The sequence below is a fragment of the Candidatus Obscuribacterales bacterium genome (assembly GCA_036703605.1).
In the GTDB taxonomy this organism is placed as follows: domain Bacteria; phylum Cyanobacteriota; class Cyanobacteriia; order RECH01; family RECH01; genus RECH01.
In genome coordinates, this window is the sequence record DATNRH010001105.1 from 1 (window position 1) to 3,562 (window position 3,562).

Below are 3,562 nucleotides of genomic sequence, written 5' to 3' on the forward strand. Positions count from 1 at the left end.
TGGCGTGGCTTCCAGCAAGGATTGGCGGCCAAGATGGCGGTGGCATCCTCGGCGGTGAGCGGTTTGGCAAAGAAGTAGCCCTGGCCATACTCTGCCTGGAAGTGACATAGGCAGTCCATTTGCCGCGCGTCTTCAATCCCCTCTGCAATCACCGTCATGCCTAGATTATGGGCTAGACCAACAATGGCGCGGACGATCGCTTCTCCATCATTCTCGGTGCCAATGCAGCGCACAAAGGACTGATCGATTTTGACGGTGTCGATGGGAAATTGGTGCAAGTAGCTGAGGGATGAGTAGCCGGTGCCGAAGTCGTCAATCAACAGTTGGGTGTGTAGATCCTTGAGCTGCCGCAAAATGGCGGTGGCCACTTGGGCATCTTCCATGACGGCGCTTTCGGTAATCTCTAGCTTGAGGGTGTGAGGTGCGAGTTGGAAATCAGCGATCGCTTGCTTGACTTGCCCTAGCAGGTCATTGGAGGAAAACTGCCGACTGGATAGATTGACGCTCATGGAGAGAGGATTCATCTGGGCGAACTGATCTTGCCAGATTTTCAACTGTCGGCAGGCTTCCCGCAGCGTCCAGTGACCAATTTGGGTAATCAGCCCTGTCTCTTCTGCCACCGGAATAAATTCTGCGGGTGATACCAGACCTCGTTTAGGATGCTGCCAGCGCACGAGGGCCTCAAAACCCATGATGTACCCTGTGGACAGCGAGACGATGGGCTGATAGCGCATCTGAAAATCTTGACCGTCATCGGCGGTTTTGGTGGGATAACTCAACAGGGTAGGGGTAGTTTGACCGGCAGCAATGGTCATCCGTAGGTCGGTTTCTAGTTTGAGTCGGGCGACGACGCGATCGTACATTTCCACGTTGAAAATTTCGTGGCGAGCACGTCCTAACGACTTGGCGCGATACATGGCTGTATCGGCGTTGCGGAGCAGTTCATCCGGGCGATCGCATCCCGTATCACTGAGGGCGATGCCGATACTGACGGTGGTAAAGACGTCTTGTCCGCCCAGGGTGAAGGGCTGTTGAAGCTGTTGATGAATGGTGTCGGCTACCCGCGTAGCGGCACTGAGATCCTGAATATTTTCTAGCAGGATGGTGAATTCATCTCCCCCAAGGCGGGCCAGGGTATCGCCAGGGCGGAGGCAACTTTCTAAGCGACGGGCGATCGCCACCAGCAGCTCATCCCCGATGATGTGCCCGAGGCTATCGTTGACCACCTTAAAGCTATCTAAATCTAGGAACAGCACAGCAAAGAGGTAATGTCCTTGCCGCTTAGTCTGCTCAATGGCATGGCTGAGCCGATCCATGAACAGGGCGCGGTTAAACAACCCCGTCAGACTATCGTGGAGGGCATCGTGTAAAAGCTGCTCCTCCGCCCGTTTGCGTTCGGTAATATCGGTTTGCGATCCAGCCATACGATAGGCCACCTGTTGCCCATCCCGCACGGCCAGCCCTCGACTGAGCATCCAGCGGTAAGAGCCATCGCGGTGGCGCATCCGGTGTTCTACTTCAAAGCTGGGCGATCGCCCCTCTAAATGGGCGGCAAGCTGGGCCTTCAGCCAATCCACTTCTTCGGGATGCACGCGATTGAACCATTCGTCGGGCGTATTGCCGATATCGGGCTCTTGGTAGCCCAGCATGGTTTTCCAGCGTGGTGAAAAATAAATGCTAGAGGTCTTCAAGTTCCAGTCCCACAGACCGTCATTGGCCCCGCGCACGGCTAAGGCATAGCGCTCCTGGCTTTCCAGCAGCGCCTCTTCCACCCGCTTGCGTTCGGTGATATCTAGCCCCACAAAGACAGCGGCTTCTCCCTGCTGATACTTCTGGGCCACGATCAAATAGTGGCGGGGTTGATGATTGACCGTGGCGACAATTTCTACATTGCTCTCTTGCAAAGAACTTTGAAAGAAGCGTTTCACAAACTCGGCAAAGCCAGGGCTGGAGGCCATAAACCCTAGCTTCTCGCCAATAAACGAGTCGGCATTGAGCTGAAAGGTGGCGGCCAGGTAGCGATTGATGCCCAGGTAGGTGAGGTCGGAGCTAAACCATGACACACAGCCTGGTACGGCATCTAAAACGGCCTGGAGCTGATCTTTGGCATCCAGCAGGGCTTGGTCAGCCCGTTTGCGATCGCTAATGTTACGGCTAAACACCGCTACCCCCTCCACCCGACAACTGGGGGTTAGAATTGGGTTGAAAGAAACTTCGCTGTGGGCAGGAATACCTGTTACGTCGCTGTAGAACTCGGCCGTAAAGCGATCGCCCTTGAGAGCTTGATCATAGTAGGTCTGCCAGCGATCGCGTTCTGCTGGTGGCAGACAGTCTAGGTGGTTCATGCCAACCTGAATATCACGACCATAGGCCGCCACAAACTGCTGCTGAAAGACTAAGTTTAGGGTGGTAATAGTATAGTGCGGGTCAATCGACCACACGGCATCTTGCGTGTTTTCAATCAGGGCCAGTAAATTGGACACCTGCCGGCGTAACTCTGACTCTGCCTGAGTTCGCATGACTTGGTCATAGTCGCTGACATCGCTAGTAGACACCATGATCTCCTCTGATCGCGAAACGTATTAGATTTTAACCAGTCTTGGTCTGGGCTGCTGCTCACAGCCCGCCATGACATCGCAATATCGCTGGGGATGACAGTAGATGACAGATGACCCTAAGTCGTTCAACCTTCAGGTTGTGGTGCCTACCTGAGGTCCTTGCTCGATGCACCATGGATGAATATCTCCCATGGGTATCTCAATTAAAGCGCTAGTCAGCGATTCCTTAACGTACTAAGTCTGATTTGTATTATCCCAGGTTCCTTAGGTCTAGCGTCTCATAGAAGCTTGAGAATGGTCTACTACGTCGTCGGGCTGGTGGAACAAAGCTGTTGGTTTGGGAACCATCTAGCTAGAAATCTAGTTAGGAATACAGACATCCTGTCCTAAGGGGTGATCCAAGGCATGGCAGTCTCATCAATAGAGCTCAATAGAGCGATCGCCATAGCCTAGAATGGATTGTAAAGTGATCGTCATAATTTTGGCGAAGCTGATCCTGACTCACTCAACTCGTTGATTGCACCTGCCGATCTGCTTGCCCGCTATACCCAATCCTCCGGAAAACCAGAGAAACACTATGCTGCGTCTAGAACATATCTGCAAAATTTATCCAACGGGTGAAGTTCTCAAAGATGTGAACTGGGAGGTGAAAACAGGCGATCGCATTGGCTTGGTAGGGGTCAATGGGGCTGGCAAGTCCACCCAGTTGCGGATTATTTCAGGAGAGGAAACGCCCACGGCTGGCGAGGTGATTCGTCCCAATAATTTGCATATTGCTCACCTCACCCAGGAATTTGAGGTTGATCCCAGCCGGACGGTGCGGGAAGAATTTTGGACGGTGTTTGATGAGGCCAATCGAGTGCAGCTTAAGCTGACAGATGTGCAGCATCAGATGCAGTCGGCGGATCCCCAGCAACTGGATGATTTGATTCATGAGATGGATCGGCTGCAGCGTCGCTTTGAGTCCCTGGATGGTTACGGTCTAGAAGCCCGCATTGAAAAGA

2 protein-coding genes are annotated in these 3,562 nt (G+C 53.2%); one reads left to right on the forward strand and one right to left on the reverse strand.

The annotated features are described in order from the left end of the window. Positions 1-2,558, reverse strand: a 2,558-nt coding sequence (locus V6D20_22930; GenBank protein HEY9818635.1) for an EAL domain-containing protein, incomplete at its 3' end; no start/stop codon positions are given. A gap of 577 nt (positions 2,559-3,135) precedes the next feature. Here V6D20_22930 and V6D20_22935 point away from each other — a divergent pair. Beyond that, the coding region (locus V6D20_22935) for an ATP-binding cassette domain-containing protein (GenBank protein HEY9818636.1) at positions 3,136-3,562 on the forward strand (427 nt) is incomplete at its 3' end.